Source organism: Arthrobacter sp. 35/47 (genome assembly GCF_000520475.1).
Classification (GTDB): domain Bacteria; phylum Actinomycetota; class Actinomycetes; order Actinomycetales; family Micrococcaceae; genus Arthrobacter_D; species Arthrobacter_D subterraneus.
Genome location: NZ_KI914603.1, coordinates 112,232 through 127,614 on the forward strand (window position 1 = coordinate 112,232; position 15,383 = coordinate 127,614).

A 15,383-nucleotide genomic window follows, 5' to 3' on the forward strand; every position below is an offset into this window, starting at 1 on the left:
GCGCAACCGACCTAAGGCGCCGCCCGATAGGCTGAACACTCAGACCAGCGAGGGGCAGCCGTGACACTTCATTATCTGGAACCCGGACCTGACACGACGGTCCAGGTCTTCTCGCGGGACATTCCGGCCGCCCTCACGGTCAATCCCGGCGACACCGTACGCGTCCGATCCCTCGACGCGTGGGGCCACCTGCAGCGCCAGACGTTTCCCGGCGAAGAGCGGCCGCAGCTGTTTGTCGACCGGAAGGGGCATTGCCTTACCGGGCCGATCGCCGTCGCCGGCGCCCGACCGGGCGACATGCTGGCAGTCACCTTCAAGTCGCTGACCCCGGATAACTGGGGGTTCACCAACGCCGGACGCAAGGACGACGAGCTCACCCGGCTGCTCGCCGTTGAGGGCGGAGTGCCGCAGTGGCTGCTGTGGGAAGTGGATGCCGAGCGGGGGATTGCGGTCAACGACCTCGGCCAGAAGGTGCGGCTGGGACCGTTTTTCGGCGTCGTCGGCGTTCCGCCGGCAGCTCACGGCGAGGTCACCACCACTCCGCCGCGGGCCGACAGCGGCGGGAACATCGACTGCCGCGAGCTCACCGCCGGGTCCACCCTGTACCTGCCCGTCACGGTTCCCGAGGCGCTGCTCTGTGTGGGGGATGGGCATGCCGCGCAGGGTGATGGCGAGGTGGGCGGCACCGCGATTGAGTGCGGCATGACCTCGGAGCTGGTGCTTGACCTGGTTGCCGATCCGCCGCTGCGCTCGATCCACGCGGTGACGCCGACGTCGAGAATCACCTTCGGTTTCAATGCCGACCTGAACCTAGCCACGGCGGAGGCGCTGAAGGCCATGCTGACCTGGATGGAGAGTCTGTTCGGCATGGACCGCACCCGGGCGCTGGCGCTGGCGAGCACGGTGGTGGACCTGCGGATCACCCAGATAGCGAACGAGACCTGGGGCGTCCATGCGGTGCTGAAGCACGACGCCGTGGGGTGAAATTGCCTGCCCTTGTTGCGTGACGCGCGTCCCCAGTGAATCGGCGCGGAGCGGCGGCGATCACTCAGAGGTTGAGGGCAGACTTCAGTGCCGGAACCGCTTCCCTGGTTCCGGTGGCCTTGTCCTTGTCCTTACGGTCGTTCGCGAGACCGTCATAGGTACCCTTTTCCCGCGACCAGTACTTGGTGTGCGAAAGGAACGGAACGTGTGCCAGCCAGCGGGCAGCTGAATCGGAGTAGCTCAGCCGGACGGGTATGTCCCGCACGCCCCGGCCGAAGACCGGAGCCAAAGGGCCACCGGCCGGATCGCCGCCCAGTAGTGCAGTAGCGGGGAAATAGAGGTTCGTCCACCGGGTCGGCCCGAACACCGCAGCGGCGTTCCCTATACGCATGTCCCGCGGCGAGGGTTCCTCAAAGTAATCCAGATAGTGGGAGAGCCCGCTTTCGACGTCGGCGGTTGGAGGGCAGGTGGGAAACTCGCGTTCTTTTAACTTGTCGGCCAGGGAGTACTTCTTGCCGCTCAGGACGGTGACGCCGTGGGTCAGGGGAGAACCGAGCGACACAAAGTCGGTGACCTTCCATCCCACTCCCATGGTTTGGTTCTCTTTGAAGAGGCGGTGCTGTAGCTGCTGGAACTGTTCAAGATCACCCGCTTCGAGCAGGGGTGTTGCAGCGGCGTCGAAGGTTTCGATCACCGGCTGCGCGGCAGGTTCAGTTGCCATGGGCTTGTTGAACGCGTCCCAGGTGAGCCGCAGGATGTCATAAGCCACCACGGAGCCCAGGCTGTGGCCGACAACGATAATGCGTGAGTATTTCTCACTGTCATGCAGTCGCTTCAGCAGTGACACGCCGCGTTGCCGGATCCTGTCCCGCGACGTCACATCCCGCGGAGTAGGAGCGAAATAACGAAGGACGTCGGAAAGGAACGTGCGTCCGTACCGCCACAGGAAGAACGCGGCAAGGCAAATGATGATGACCGTCGCGGCCACCAAAATCCAGATGATCGAGATCGCGACTACCGGCAGCTCCACCCACCGGGGGAGCGCTGCCAGTCCGGCAACAATCAACGCAGCGGCGAGCAACACCTGGACCCGTCGCACAATCAGGCGTGTGTTCACCGCGTGTCGGACGAAGGGACGGAAAATCTGTAAGTGGGCCCAAGTCAGAAGTCCAAACACGCGCCCGGGCTTGAACTCGGGTGCCCAATAGAACTCAAAGAAATCCGTGAGGGGACGTTTTCCTCTACGTGGAAGGCTCAGTCGCCGCAGGTCGGTTCCGTCGGAAAGGCGGTCAGGCTTGTTGAAGAGTATCGGCTCGCTCTGGCCGGGGAGCGCAGGTCGGGTCACGGTGTGGACAAAGTCGCGAAGAGTGTCCATCGGCAGTTGTTCGCCCATGCCGTGGATCACCACGACGGCGGTGCTGCGTTTGCCCATGAGAAAGCATGGCAGATTACCCGGGTATTGTCTCCGAAAATTCTATGACGCACCCTCGCCCCGGCTCAGGAATGAGCCGGGGCGAGGGTGCAGGGATCAGGACAGTGCGTCCGCCGCCTTCGCGTGCGTCGACGCGTCCCGGTACTCCGTGTACATGTACGGGTTGTCCAGGATCTTGGTCTCCGGGACGTCCGGGTTCATGCCCTTCTGCCACGCTTCCTCACCGAGGGTTGAGCGCAGGTGCTCCACAGTGGCCTCGACCTTCGAGCGGATCCCCGGCAAGTCCGCCCCGATCAGGCGGTGATTGTGCTTCACCACGCGACCGTTGACGAGGACCGTGTGCACGTCACCCCGCCCGGCCTGCAGCGCCACGTGTCCATACGGATTGAGCAGTGGGAAGGACGTGGGGGAGTAATCGTTCTTGACTAGGACCACGTCGGCCTTCTTCCCTACCTCAAGGCTCCCGACGGCGTGGTCCAGCGAGAGCGCCGCAGCGCCGCCCCGGGTGGCCCAGTCCACCACGTGCTCGGCACGCAGCGCCGAGTGGGTGACGGTGTCGCCCGCCTCGTGAGCCCGCATGTGCTCGAAGGACCGGTCCGCGCCGAGGGTAGTGCGCATCGCGACGAACAGGTCGCTGCTGAACCACACGCTCGTGTCGATGGACAGGGACATCGGGATGTCATGCTGACGCAGAACCCACGACGGCGGATAGCCCTGCCCGCAGCTCTGCTCGCTCTCCGTGGACAGGGACACAGACCCACCGGTGGCGGCAATGCGCTGGTACGAGTCACGGCTCAGCGTCGCCGCGTGGACATAGACCGTGCCGGGAGTCATGAAGCCGTGTTCGTGCATCAGCCGGACGCCGTCGTCGTTGGTTGCTCCCCACACACCCGCGTGGGTGGTGACTGGCAGGTCGAGCTCGCGGGCCACCTCGAACGCACCCTTCTCGGGGAAGGACGGATCGCCGGTGACGTCGAAGGCAAGCTGGAATTTCAGCATGTCCGAGCGCGGATTGCGCCGCTCCACGAAGTTCTTGAAATCAGGGTTGGAGGTCCATTCGGACGGTCCGGCGAAAATGTTGCCGGGCGCAAAGACAAAGCGGCCGCCGGTTCCCTCGAGTGCTTCGAGCGCTGCCTCGGCGTGGTCGAGGGTGCTCAGCCCGTGGGACCAGTCGACGCTCGTGGTGACGCCGGCGTCCAGCGCGTCCCACGCCGAGAGCAGGTTGCCGGCGGCGATGTCCTCGGGGCGGAACGCCGTGCCGTGCTCCAGGTAGTACCAGACGAAGTACTGGGTGAGCGTCCAGTCGGCGCCGTAGCCGCGCATCGCGGTCTGCCACATGTGCCGGTGGGTGTCGATCATGCCAGGCATCACGATTCCGCCGGTTGCGTCGATCTCCTCCGTACCCTCCGGCACCTCCAGGGACTGCCCGATGGCCTCGATGTTCTCGCCGACAACGAGGACATCGGCATCCTGCAGGACCCGCTTGGCGCCGTCCATGGTCAGGACGGTTCCGTTGCGGAAGACGATCGGGTGGCCCGGCTCGGGTGCTCGCGTATCAGTGGTCATCGTTGACTCCTTTGAGTAGGGGTATAGGTGTACGGAAGGGTGGGGAGAGACTGGGGTGGCTGCCGCCGCCGTCGTCATGGTGTTTGCCCTGCCGGACGGCGGTACAGGACAACTTTCAGGAACACTGCCGCGGAAACACCTGCCAGTACGACGACGGCGAGCCCGACGGCGGTGCCTCCCAGGAACGGTGCCAATTGCGGATACATGCTGGTGAGCCACGCATCCAGTGACCAGGCGCCGGCGCCGGTGAAGGCAAGGACAACGCCGAGGACCGCCAGGACGTAGGGGTATTCACCGCCCTTCCTCGCGTTCCAGAAGGAGCCGGCACTGAGCTGGGAGGTGGCGCCGGCTACGGCCATGGTTCCGGCTGCTGCAGCTGCTCCCAACGGAGTGAAGAGGCCGAGCAGCAGAGAGATCGCCGCGAGGGCTTCGGTGATGCTGGCGATGAGAACCATGGGCTGTCCCGGACGGAGGCCCAGCTGCTCGAAGGCACCCGCCATGGTGGTCAGGCCAAGCCCCTGGAACCAGCCGAGCGACTTCTGGGCGGCGTGGACCAGGAGGACCAGGCCCAGGAGGAGCCGGAGGAGGAGGATTCCTTCATGCATGGTGGCCGCCGTCGTCGTCGTTAGAGCGCGATGGAGGGATAGGGTTTGCCGGTCCAGCCCTCGAGACGCTTGGCCCAGGCGAGCTGGTAGGAGAGCGGGCCCTGTTCCTTCGCCCAGTCCTCGTCGAACAGCCCGATGAAGAGGGTGAGGTAGAGGAAGAAGTGGGCGCCGTACTCGAAGAGCCACTCGTAGTCGTAGGTTTCCAGGGCGCGGCGCTCATCGTCAGTGAAGGAGAGCCAGGTGGTCTTCTCCGCGGAGTTGAGCCACTGGCCGATCTCCTCTTCCCATTCGGTGATGGTGGTTGCGGGGTCGGCCTTGTAGCGGGCAACCCAGGCGGGGGCGCGGTCCACGGTGTAGAGGAACTTGTTGACGTAGTACTTGCTCATGCCGGGACACCTGCCTTTGCTTCCTTGCTGGTTTGCGTGCCGGCTTCCGCATTGGCATAGACGGGGCCGAGGCTGGCCTGGGAGGACTGCGCTGCCCGTTCGGCAGCGGCGGCGAGTTTTTCGGTCTTCGTCGGATACCACGTCATGTACATCTCGCGGGTGTGGAAGAGGTCGAGCTGGTCCACGTAGTCCGCCTCCTCCGGCCCGGCGATGCCCATCATGAGGATGAGGTCCATGAACCCGTGGGTGGCGTTGCCGGCGGCGGCCATCGAGTCATGGGTGACGCTGGTGAGGATGGCGTCGATGTTGCCGGTGGAGAGCCACTCGATGGCCTGGGCGTCGAAGTCGGGGTCCGGTCCGTGGTCACCGAACATCCGTGGGCCGCCCAACTCGAGGGACAGGTGGCCGGTGCCGATGGCGGCGACCCTCTTGTCCGAGGGCCACGCGTCGATGATTTTGCGGATGGCCCGGCCGAGGTCCCAGAACCGTTTCGGCGAGGGCATGGGCGGCGCGAAGATGTTGGTGTAGATCGGGACGATGGGCAGGTCGGCCTGTGGGCGGACGGTGATGATCGGGCAGACGATCGAGTGGTCGATCTTCAGTTCGTGGCTGAAGGAGAAGTCGAAGCCGGAGTCCAGCAGCCCCTGGTGGAGGTAGTTGGACAGTTCCACGTCGCCGTCGAGCAGGTACGTCGGGAGGCCGAATTCGCGCTCTTCGTTGTAGAAGGTGGCGTCATACTTCTCCTGCTTGCCGATCAGGAAGGTCGGGTAGTTGTCGAGGAAGAACTGGTGGAAGTGGTCAGCGCCGACCATGACCAAAACGTCCGGCTCGGCGGCGGCCAGGGTTTCCCGGTAGGCCTCGACCTTGCGCTGCCACTCGTCCGCCTGCGGGAGCCGGTTCTCGGAGGTGTCGGTGGTGGCCTTGAGGTAGAACGGGTGGTGGGTGCTGGCCAGTACAGCCGTCAGATCAGCCATGGGTGGTGTCCTTTCTCCTGGTCAGGCGCTCTGGCTGGGGTCCACGTAGACGGCATTGCGGTCCACGGTCATGTAAATGTCATTGGCGATGGGGTTGCGCTTTTCCTCGGCGATCTGGCCCAGCAGTCCGGCCGCGCGGGCCAACAGTGCGAAGCCGCGGAGCAGGTCGGTGGGGAGGCCGGCGTCCGCCAGTGCGGCGCCACAGACGCCGGCTCCGTTGAGGGGAAGACGGCGGCCCAACGCGGTCTCGCTCATCCGGCCGATGGCCTCGAACAGGCGCAGGTGCGGGCCGCGTAGGTCTTCCTCCTCGGCGATGCCGATGAGCACCGGGGTGCGGGGATCTCCGTCCTTGTGGTTGGGGTGGCCGAGCCCGGGCACAAACTTGCCCGCCGCGCGCTGGGTGCGGATGGCGTCCAAGGCCATTGCGTCCCAGCCGGCGTCGTCGTCAGGCAGGTCGCCGTCGTGGGCAGCGAGGGTGGCGGCGAGGAACTGTCCGCAATCCTCAGTGACGCCCAGGAATCGGGAGCCGCCGCCGAGGAGGCCGGCGGCCATCGCGCCCTGGATGGAGTCCGGGGCGCTGAGGTAGGTGAGGCGGGCGGCGATGGCGGTGGGGGTGAAGCCGTGGTCGGCGAGGGCGACGAGGACGGATTCGAAGACGCGCAGCTGGCCGGGGGTGGGCCGGCGCATGGCGACCAGCCAGTAGGCGAGTTCACCGAAACTGATCTTGCCCATCAGGTCCTGTGCCAGGTCCTGGCCGAGCAGGTTGATCTGAGTGGGAGTGGAGGTGCCCAGGGATGTGGGGAACTCCGGCGTCGTTCCGGTCTTTTGGGGGGTGACGGTCATCGGGTTTCCTCCTGCGGGGCTGAGGACTTCGGGGTGGTGGCGTTTGCGTGCGCCGTCTGCGCTGCACCGGTCTGGGCGCTGAGCCAGGCACGGATCTGGTCACTGTGCTCACCCAGTTCAGGCGGTGCCAGGTCGTAGCGGGCCGGGGTGGCGGAGAAGGTGATCGGGTGGCGTACCACGGGGACGGCGCGGTCTCCGGTGCCGGCGGTGGCTACCGGTTCCAGTCCGAGTTCCTTGGCGTACTCGACGCCCTGGCCGATGGTGTTGATGGGTCCGTTGGGGACGCCGACCTCGTTGAGTTTGGTGAACCAGTGCTTGGCGGTGTTGGTCTTCAGCCGGTCCACCAGTAGTGGGCGCAGCTCTTCCCGGTTGGCGGTGCGGTCGCCGTTTTCTGCGAACCGCGGGTCATCGGCGACCTCGGGGATCTCGAGGACCTCGCAGAGTTTGCGGAACTGGGCGTTGTTGCCGGCGGTGACGATGAGGTCGTCGTCGGCGGTGGGCAGCGGCTCGTAGGGGAAGAGGCTGGGGTGCGCGTTGCCCATGCGGTGGGGGACCACGCCGCCGGCCACGTAGGCGGTGGTCTGGTTGACGAGCCCGCTCATCGCCGAGGCCATGAGGCTGGTTTCGACATGCTGACCGACGCCGGTGGCATCGCGGTGGCGCAGGGCGGCGAGAATGCCGATGGTTGCGTGAAGGCCGGCCATGACGTCGAAGACGCTGATGCCGGCGCGGTACGGGCTGCCGTTCGCGTCGCCGGTGAGGCTCATCAGGCCGGACATGGCCTGGACAATGAGGTCGTAGCCGGGGAGCGATGCCCCCTCGGCGGAGCCGAACCCGCTGATGGAGCAGTAGATCACTGCGGGGTTTTCCTCGCGCACCGTGCCGTAGTCAAGGCCGAATCGCTTCAGCCCGCCGGGCTTGAAGTTTTCAATGACGACGTCGGCACGGCGGGCGAGGGCCTGCGCGGTGGAGCGGTCGTCGTCGTTCTTGAAATCGAGAACGATGGACTTCTTGTTGCGGTTGATCGCGGTGTAGTAGGTCGAGACGCCGTCGGCGCGGACCGGGGGGACCCAGCTGCGGGTGTCGTCGCCGCCTGGGCCTTCGACCTTGATGACTTCCGCGCCGAGGTCCGCCATCAGCATGGTCGCGTAGGGGCCGGCGAGCACGCGGGAGAAGTCGGCGATCACCACGCCTTCGAGTGGGCGCGCGCTTGGGGGAGTGTCGGGGTCTGACACGGGAGACCTTTCCGGTGGTGGAGGCTTTCGGGTACTGTGTCCGCTAGGCGGACAGTTGTCCGGACGGCGTGAAGTTCCTCAATGATGGGAGCCGAACGGCAATGTGTCAAGGGTCACCAAGTCAGGGATTAACACGCCACGGGTCACCAGCGAGCGAGGAGTGCCATGCCTGAGCGCGGTCAGGGAGCGGATTTCATTGAGGCGTTGGCGCGTGGGCTGGATGTGCTGCGTCATTTCTCACCTGAGCATCCGGTGATGAGCCTGAGCGAGGTTGCCAAAGCGTCCGAGCTGGCGAGGCCGACCGCCCGGCGCATCCTGCTGACGCTGCAGGAGCTGGGCTACGTCCACGTTCGGGACGGGAGCTTTTCGCTGACGCCGAAGGTGCTTGAGCTGGGGATGGCCTACGTCGGGTCGTTGGGTCTCTGGGACATGGCGCGGCCGCATCTGGAGTGGTTGGTGGAGCGGACGGGGGAGTCGTCCTCGATGGCGCAGCTGGATGGGTCGGACATTGTGTACGTCGCGCGGGTGGCTGTGCCGAAGCTGATCGCGTTGCGGGTGGATATTGGTACCCGGTTCCCGGCGATGCGGACATCACAGGGCAAGGTGCTGCTGGCTTCATTGGAGCCGGAGCAGGCCCGGAAGGTTTTGGCCGAGCCTTCGCGGTCCGGTTTGCCCGCGGCTCCGCCGATGAGTAACGAACGGATTCTCGAGATCCTGGCCGAGACCCGGGAGCGGGGTTATGCGCTGGCGGACGAGGAGCTGGCTCCGGGGGTGCGGTCCATTTCGGTGGGGGTGCGGGATGGTGAGGGCGTGGTACGTGCTTCGATGAACGTGACTGTGCATGCGCAGGAAACCAGCATGGACACGCTCATCAATGAGTACCTGCCGTTGCTGCAGGAGGCGGCGGCTGAGACTAGTGCCGACTGGGCGCGCTGGCAGGCGCGTCCGGTCAAGGCGATGCGGTAAGGAGGGCACACCCCGCCGGGAATCAGGAAAGCACCCGCCGCGCAGCCTCCAGCACCGCCTCGAGATGGATGCCCCGCAACCGTATGATTTCCGCGCCGGAACCGGACTCGCCGAATTCCTCGATGGAGATCACCTCGCCGGCGGACCCTGCCCACCGGTACCAGGCGTCACCCCTGCCGGCTTCGATCACAACCCGGGCAGTCAACGACGCCGGAAGCACCGAGTCCCGGTAGTCGCCGTCCGCTTCGCTGAACCATTCGACACAGGGCATCGAGATCACCCTCGCGGCGATCCCTTCGGCCTCGAGTGCGCTCGCCGCCTCGACGGCCAGGGACACTTCGCTGCCGGTCGCAAGCAGTGCGATGTCGTTCCCTTCGCCGCTCTGCCAGCGGACAAAGCCGCCTCGTCTGGCACCGTCGGCGGTATCGTCGTCGGACATCAGGACCGGCAGGTCCTGCCGGCTCAGCACCAGCGCCACCGGATGATCCGGTGAGTCGAGGATCCGCTGCCACGCCGCGGCGACCTCCACGGCGTCGGCCGGCCGAACGACGTCGAGCCCCGGCACCGTGCGCAGTGAGGCGATCTGCTCCACCGGCTGATGCGTGGGCCCGTCCTCGCCCACGGCCACGGAGTCATGGGTGAACACGTAGATCACGCCGAGTTTCATGAGCGCCGCCAGCCGGATGCTCGGCCGCATGTAGTCGCTGAACACGAGGTACGTCGATCCGAACGGACGCCACGGTCCATGCAGCGCGATGCCGCTGAGGATTGCGGCCATGGCATGTTCCCGAATGCCGAATCGGATGAACTCTCCGGCAGGGTTCGACGCCGAAAACGGCTTGCCTGCCACGCTGACATTGGTCGACCCGCTCAAATCCGCCGAGCCGCCCCACAGCTGGACGGTGTCCTGCAGGGCAGTGAGGACCGCACCGTTGGTCTTGCGCGTAGGCACCAGGTCTCCGGGTGAGCCGGCGGGCACACGGGATAGGGCCGAGGAGTCGAGCTGGCCGGCACGGAAGCGTTCCCAGCGCGCAGCGGCATCGGGATGCGCTGAAGCCCACGCTTTGTGCCGGTCCTGCCAGGCGGAATACAGCTCGTCCCCGCGGTCAGCGACCGAGCGGGTGTGGCGAAGAACCTCCCCACCGGCGAGCTCCTCGAGGGAGGCATCCGGCGCATAGCCCAGTGATTCCAATACGAGCGCAAGCTCGTCCACACCAAACCCGCCGGAGTGGGCTGCCGGCGTACCGCCGAACCTGGCCGACGGCGTCCCGATGACGGTCTTCACCGCAACCAGCGTGGGCTCACCGGTCCGCTCGGCAGCGGCGCGAAGAACGGACTCGATTCCGTCGAGGTCAGTGGCGTCGTCGATCTCGAGGACCCGCCAACCGTAGGCCCGGTACCGTGCGCGGACGTCCTCGGCGAAGGTGCCGCTGGTGTCAGCGTCGATGGTGATCCCGTTGTCATCCCAGATGAGCACGAGGTTATCCAGACCCAGGCTGCCCGCGAGACTGGAGGCCTCGGAGGAGACCCCCTCCTGCAGGCACCCGTCGCCGGCGAGCGCCCAGATGGTGTGGTCCAGATGGTCCGAGCCGGGCGTGAGAACAGCCGACTCGCGCCTGGCCGCCATAGCCATGCCGACGGCGGACGCCACACCCTGTCCCAATGGTCCCGTACTCATTTCAACACCGACGGTGTGGTGCACCTCGGGGTGACCCGGCGTCCGCGACCCCAGCGAACGGCTGGCGGCGAGGTCGTCGAGCGTCAGGCCGTACCCAGTGAAGTACAGCTGGATGTAGAGCAGCAGGCTCGCATGCCCGGCGGACAGGACAAACCGGTCCCGGGCCGGCCATTGAGGATGGCGGGGGGAGTGACGCAGGACCCTGGAGAAAAGGACATGGGACAATGGCGCCAATGCCATTGCGGTCCCCGCGTGCCCATGCCCTTTCTGCTGCACAAGGAAGGCTGGAATCGCCTGAGCGGCCGCGACTGCGCGGGCATCAAGTGCGGCGGGAAGGACGACGGCGGTAGAAAGTTCTCTAGTCACGGACGTCACTTTGGTATACACATGTACTTAAGTCAATGGTTGCGTGGCGTGCGGTCGCGGATCGACTGAGCGAAGGGGAGCACATGGGTAAGGGATTGGCAACAGGGTCCGGAGTCGCGCTGGACCTGATCCGGTCGGGTCGCGCAACCACCCGGAATGAGCTCGTCGAGGCCCTGGGGTGGTCCCGCATCACCCTGGCCCGAAGGCTCGACGAACTGCTTGAAGCATCGATCATCGTCAGCGTAGGCCAGCTGGATTCAAGCGGCGGAAGGCCGCCCGAAACGTTCGCCGTGAACGCGGATGCGGGGCTGCTCCTCGCGGTGGACATCGGCGGCTCACACACCCGGCTCGCCATCACGGACCTGGTGTCCAAGGTGCTGAGTGTGGACGAGGCCGACATTGGCCTGAATGAAGGTCCCGCCGAGATCTTTGAGTGGGCCGGCCAGGTGTTCGACTACATGCTTCCAGCCATGGGCAAGGGGCGGCAGGACGTCGTCGGAATCGGTGTGGGAGTGCCGGGTCCGGTGGACGTCGCCACAGGACGCCTGGCCAGCCCGCAGATCGATCCCCAGTGGGACGGCGTGCTCGTGCGGGAATACTTCAATAACCGCTACGACCACGCGGTCTTTGCGGTGGACCGCGACGTGAACATCATGGCGCTCGCAGAGGCGCGGCAGGGCGGCAATCATCGCCAGAACCTCCTGGTGGTGAAGGCCGGGATCGGCCTCGGCATCGCCTTTGTTCTCGACGGGCGCGTTTACCGTGGCGCGCGGGGCGGGGCTGGCGATCTGAGCAGGCCATCGCCCTACGGCGGGAGCCTCCAGCGGCTCGAGTCGGTGGCAAGCGGTGCGGTCATCCGGCGGGAGCTGAGGGAACGGGGCTACAAAGTCCGCACCAGTGCCGACATCGTGGCCCTCGCCCACAACGGCGACGACATCACGCTGAAACTCCTCGAAGAGACTGCCGTGGCGATAGGCCAGACGCTCGCCGATGTGGTCGGCCTGCTCAATCCGGAAGCCGTGGTGATTGGCGGCAATCTCGCGCAGGCCGGGGACTCTTTCCTGGATCCGATCCGGCAGACAATCCTCAAGGGAGCCAGGGAGTTCGCCACGCGGGATCTGGTGGTCGAGCCCAGCCGGCTGGGCCTGGCAGCGGGAATCACCGGAGCGTCCCTGCTTGCCCAGGATGCCCTGTTCGACGCCGAACGGATCAGCAGGCTGACCCGGACTGGACCAACTGGCTGAGCCTGCCGCCGTCGTCGTGATTTAAGGCACTTTGGGATATTTGTAGACATAAGCTCCTTTTTTTCGGTAGAGTGTGACGTGCGCCACCCACGCATCCCTCACCAACCAAAGGAATTCGCTGTGACCTTGAATCTTGCCCAAGAGCTGTCGTCGATCACTACCAAAGCGGCGGCCTCGGACTGGAGGGCGGCGATCCGGCTCGCCGGCGACGGCCTGGTGGCCGGCGGTGTAACCACGGAGGCCTACACCGAAGAAATGATCACTGCTGTCGAGGAACACGGACCTTACATTGTGATCGCCCCGGGTATCGCGCTGGCTCACTCCCGCCCGGCGGACTCGGTTCTGAAGAGCGGCCTGAGCTGGGTCAGCCTCGAAACGCCCGTCGAGTTTGGCCACGCGTCGAATGATCCGGTGACCCTGGTCATCGGGTTGGCAGCGCTGGACAAGTCCGCGCACATCGACGTCCTCAAGGCAGTCGCCGGTGTCCTCTCCAACAAGGAGATCCGCGGACGGCTGGAAGCAGCGGACACCCCGGATGAAGTCCGTGATGTCCTCAGCAGTCTTGCCACCAAATAGTTGTTCTCCCTACTCAACCTCGACCTGAAAGGCATCTCATGAAGATCGTCGCCGTATGCGGAATGGGCATTGGTACCTCAGTGCTTCTCAAGATGAACGCAGAGAAAGTTCTCGCAGCACTGGGCATCGACGCAGATGTTGAGGCCGCGGATATTGGTGTGGCACGGGGCGCAGCGCAGACCGCGGACATTGTCCTCACCTCTGACGAGTTGGCACCCGAGATCGGCGACGTTCCCGCCGAAGTGATCATCATCGAAAACTTCTTTGACCTTGATGAGATCACCGAAAAGCTCACTCCAGCCGTCCAGTAAAACTTCCTTCCCCGAACAGTAGAAAAGGAGCATCCACAATGGAGTGGCTCGTCGTAGTACTGAACTTTATTGGTCAGCAGATCCTCAATGTGCCGGCCTACCTGATCGGCATCATCACCGCCATCGGTCTGATGGCCATGAGGCGCAATTCCGGGCAGGTCATCGGAGGCGCACTGAAAGCGGCGCTGGGCTTCCTCATCCTCGGCGCCGGCGCCGGCGTCGTCGTCGGTTCGCTTGATCCGCTGGGCGTCCTGATTCTCGCCGTGACCGGTGCGCAGGGGGTGATCCCCACCAATGAGGTCATCACCGCGCTTGCCCAGGAGGAGTTCGGTGCGCAGAGCGCCTACGTCCTGACGCTTGGATTCATCGTGATGCTTCTCCTGGCACGCTTCACGCCGCTGAAGTACGTGTTCCTGACCGGACACCACATGGTGTTCATGGCGACCATGCTCACTGTGGTGCTGTCGGTCGGATTCGGGGACGGCCTGAGCTGGCTGGTGGTACTCATCGGTGCGGTGCTGCTCGGCGTCATCATGGTGGTCATGCCGGCGTTCGCCCATCCCTGGACGAAGAAGATCACGGGGAATGACACCATCGCGATCGGCCACTTCGGCACCCTCGGCTACATCGCCGCAGGGGCATCGGGCCAGGTTGTAGGCCGGCGGAGCAAGTCCACCGAGGACATCCAGTTCCCGCAGGGGCTCAAGTTCCTGCGCGACTCCATGGTTGCCACCTCGCTGTCCATGGTTCTCATCTACATGGTGTTCGCGATCTGGGGATTGATTGCGCTTCCGCTGGATGAAGCTCTGGCGATCTTCGGTGTGGCAGACGCCGGTGCCTTCATCATGGAGGGCTTCGGCCTGGCGCTGCAGTTTGGTGTTGGTGTGGCGGTCATCCTGTATGGCGTCCGCACGGTGCTGGGCGAGCTGGTTCCCGCCTTCCAGGGCATTGCCGAGAAGGTAGTGCCCGGCGCGAAGCCGGCGCTGGATATCCCGATCGTTTTCCCCTTCGGTGCCAACGCTGTGCTGATCGGGTTCCTCAGCTCGTTCGCCGGCGGCCTGATCAGCCTGGGAATTCTTGCCCTGTGGCTGAACCCGATGTTCGGGCTGGCGCTGATTCTGCCCGGCATGGTTCCGCACTTCTTCACCGGCGGCGGTGCCGGCGTGTACGGGAACGCGACCGGCGGCCGCAAGGGTGCGGTAATCGGCGGCTTTGTGAACGGCGTGATCATCACCATCCTGCCGGCGATCCTCCTGCTGGTGCTCGGCGAGCTCGGGTTCTCCAACAGCACGTTCGGCGATGCCGACTTCGGTTGGTTCGGAACCCTGATCGGTGTGAGCCTGCTGGGCGGAACCACGCTGAGCGTCATCATGACCATCCTGATTGCGGTGGCGCTGGTGACCGCGGCCATTTTCTTCCAGCGCAAGTTCGTGGATACGGGCTGGGTTCCCGGCTCGAACCGCCAGGAATGGCTTGATGGACTCAAGGCTGAGGAGAAGGCCCGGGTCGATGCGGAGAAGGCCCGTAAGGCTGAGGAGCGGAAGTCGGCGAGCGTGACGCAGAAGGCTGAGTAAAAAGTATTGGGAAAGGCGGCACCGGAGGCGGTGCCGCCTTTTCTGTTCGTGGGACCGAACGACGACGGCGTCAGTCACTACGGCTCCATGGGCGGGCGCCCTGTGGGGTATGGAGCTGGTGGTGCTGCACTCGGGCCACTGGTCGAAGATCTTCAGGAAGCTGCCGGACAGTGGCGGAGGGCCTGTCCCTGGCTGCTGCGGCGGAGGTGAGTGAGGAGTTGCAAATGATCAGCCAGTCGCGCCGGTATTTCTAGGGGCTGACGCTGCTAAAGGCGCTAACTGCGCAGTTGGGCGACTTCGGTGTGGTCTTCAAGACACCGTTTGGTGGGTTCCGGCAGGAGATGGCGCATGAGCTGCTGGTGGCCACGGTGATCCATCAGTTCTATGAGGTGCTGTTCCTGCTGGGATCGATACGGGCAGTGTGAGGGAGCGGGTAGCTGCTCGAGTTTCTAGTCATAGGCTGATGGGATCAGAACACCCCGGTGAGCTTCGCGTGAGCGAAGCCCACCTGGTTCGTTGCATCTCGATGAGGTGAACCTTAGCCGATGATGCTGGTGAAGCCTTGCCAGCCGGAGCCGATTTGTTTGGGTCGCTTCCAGCCGCCGGTTCCGTTGCCGGGGTAGAGCCAGAGTCGTCCGGCGGA

The 15,383-nt window shown here is 65.0% G+C and carries 15 protein-coding genes; 7 read left to right on the forward strand and 8 right to left on the reverse strand.

Annotated features, from left to right (window positions below):
- Positions 1 to 60 precede the first annotated feature (60 nt).
- Positions 61 to 984 carry an acetamidase/formamidase family protein gene (locus X803_RS0111005; RefSeq protein ID WP_026545179.1) on the forward strand — a complete coding sequence of 308 codons (924 nt, stop codon included), beginning with the start codon at positions 61 to 63 and terminating at the stop codon, positions 982 to 984.
- A gap of 64 nt (positions 985 to 1,048) precedes the next feature.
- On the opposite strand, the gene X803_RS0111010 is transcribed toward X803_RS0111005, so the two are convergent.
- The 7 genes from X803_RS0111010 to X803_RS19385 form a co-directional block, all read right to left on the reverse strand.
- A complete protein-coding gene (locus X803_RS0111010) occupies positions 1,049 to 2,416 on the reverse strand; it encodes a hypothetical protein (protein WP_026545180.1) in 1,368 nt (455 codons plus the stop codon).
- A gap of 96 nt (positions 2,417 to 2,512) precedes the next feature.
- Positions 2,513 to 3,982, reverse strand: a complete 1,470-nt coding sequence (locus tag X803_RS0111015) for an amidohydrolase family protein (RefSeq protein ID WP_026545181.1) — start codon at positions 3,980 to 3,982, stop codon at positions 2,513 to 2,515.
- Positions 3,983 to 4,056: 74 nt separating this feature from the next.
- Positions 4,057 to 4,587: a DoxX family protein gene (locus X803_RS0111020; protein WP_026545182.1), complete on the reverse strand. Its 531-nt coding sequence runs from the start codon at positions 4,585 to 4,587 to the stop codon at positions 4,057 to 4,059.
- Positions 4,588 to 4,607: 20 nt separating this feature from the next.
- A complete protein-coding gene (locus X803_RS0111025) occupies positions 4,608 to 4,973 on the reverse strand; it encodes a hypothetical protein (protein ID WP_026545183.1) in 366 nt (121 codons plus the stop codon).
- Positions 4,970 to 5,947 carry a DODA-type extradiol aromatic ring-opening family dioxygenase gene (locus X803_RS19380; protein ID WP_084033661.1) on the reverse strand — a complete coding sequence of 326 codons (978 nt, stop codon included), beginning with the start codon at positions 5,945 to 5,947 and terminating at the stop codon, positions 4,970 to 4,972. The genes X803_RS0111025 and X803_RS19380 overlap by 4 nt, the downstream gene beginning before the upstream one ends.
- A gap of 21 nt (positions 5,948 to 5,968) precedes the next feature.
- Positions 5,969 to 6,790 carry a citryl-CoA lyase gene (locus X803_RS0111035; protein ID WP_051470681.1) on the reverse strand — a complete coding sequence of 274 codons (822 nt, stop codon included), beginning with the start codon at positions 6,788 to 6,790 and terminating at the stop codon, positions 5,969 to 5,971.
- Positions 6,787 to 8,025, reverse strand: a complete 1,239-nt coding sequence (locus X803_RS19385; RefSeq protein ID WP_084033663.1) for a CaiB/BaiF CoA transferase family protein — start codon at positions 8,023 to 8,025, stop codon at positions 6,787 to 6,789. Before X803_RS19385 ends, X803_RS0111035 begins: the two co-directional genes overlap by 4 nt.
- Positions 8,026 to 8,190: 165 nt before the next feature.
- On the opposite strand from X803_RS19385, the gene X803_RS0111045 reads away from it, so the two are divergent.
- Positions 8,191 to 8,991, forward strand: a complete 801-nt coding sequence (locus X803_RS0111045; protein WP_026545185.1) for an IclR family transcriptional regulator domain-containing protein — start codon at positions 8,191 to 8,193, stop codon at positions 8,989 to 8,991.
- A 22-nt stretch (positions 8,992 to 9,013) separates the two neighbouring features.
- Here X803_RS0111045 and X803_RS0111050 read toward each other — a convergent pair whose 3' ends face one another.
- Positions 9,014 to 11,035, reverse strand: coding sequence for a transketolase family protein (locus tag X803_RS0111050; protein ID WP_026545186.1), 2,022 nt, complete (start codon positions 11,033 to 11,035; stop codon positions 9,014 to 9,016).
- A gap of 83 nt (positions 11,036 to 11,118) precedes the next feature.
- Between X803_RS0111050 and X803_RS0111055 the strand changes: the two genes are divergently transcribed.
- The 5 genes from X803_RS0111055 to X803_RS21910 all read left to right on the forward strand — a co-directional run bounded on the left by X803_RS0111055 (position 11,119) and on the right by X803_RS21910 (position 15,165).
- A complete protein-coding gene (locus X803_RS0111055) occupies positions 11,119 to 12,279 on the forward strand; it encodes an ROK family transcriptional regulator (RefSeq protein WP_026545187.1) in 1,161 nt (386 codons plus the stop codon).
- Between the two features lie 120 nt (positions 12,280 to 12,399).
- On the forward strand, positions 12,400 to 12,855 hold the full coding sequence (locus tag X803_RS0111060; RefSeq protein WP_026545188.1) for a PTS sugar transporter subunit IIA: 456 nt from the start codon (positions 12,400 to 12,402) through the stop codon (positions 12,853 to 12,855).
- Positions 12,856 to 12,893: 38 nt separating this feature from the next.
- Complete coding sequence (locus X803_RS0111065) at positions 12,894 to 13,166, forward strand: PTS sugar transporter subunit IIB (RefSeq protein WP_026545189.1); 273 nt, start codon at positions 12,894 to 12,896, stop codon at positions 13,164 to 13,166.
- A gap of 38 nt (positions 13,167 to 13,204) precedes the next feature.
- Positions 13,205 to 14,740: a PTS ascorbate transporter subunit IIC gene (locus tag X803_RS0111070; protein ID WP_026545190.1), complete on the forward strand. Its 1,536-nt coding sequence runs from the start codon at positions 13,205 to 13,207 to the stop codon at positions 14,738 to 14,740.
- A 287-nt stretch (positions 14,741 to 15,027) separates the two neighbouring features.
- The gene (locus X803_RS21910; protein WP_156930052.1) at positions 15,028 to 15,165 is read left to right on the forward strand and encodes a hypothetical protein; all 138 of its coding nucleotides are present in this window, start codon (positions 15,028 to 15,030) and stop codon (positions 15,163 to 15,165) included.
- Positions 15,166 to 15,383: the final 218 nt, after the last annotated feature.